Raw genomic sequence first — 263 nt, 5'->3', positions numbered from 1 at the left:
CGATCTGGATCTGCCGGTACTGTTCCGGCGTGCGCTGCGACAGTTGCGCGGGCAGCGGCTTGCCGTCGAACCGAACCTCGCCGCGGGCGCGATCGACGAGGCCCGCCTCCACCCGCGCCAGCGTCGTCTTGCCGGAGCCGATGCGGCCGATGATGCCGATCTTCTCGCCCGGGCGGACATTGAAGGACAGGCCGTTGATAACAGGGTGATCCGAGCCCGGATACTGAAATGCGACATTCTGGAAGCTGAAGCTGCCCTGGGTG

1 protein-coding gene is annotated in these 263 nt (G+C 66.2%); it reads right to left on the bottom strand.

What is annotated here, in order from left to right; translation table 11 throughout:
* Positions 1–263: ATP-binding cassette domain-containing protein (locus tag SB724_RS20625; RefSeq protein WP_410572786.1), on the bottom strand; the 263-nt coding region annotated here is incomplete at both ends.

Source organism: Bacillus sp. SIMBA_031 (genome assembly GCF_046535225.1).
Taxonomy (GTDB): Bacteria; Bacillota; Bacilli; order Bacillales; family Bacillaceae; genus Bacillus; species Bacillus velezensis.
This window is presented reverse-complemented; position numbering and strand designations above follow the sequence as displayed.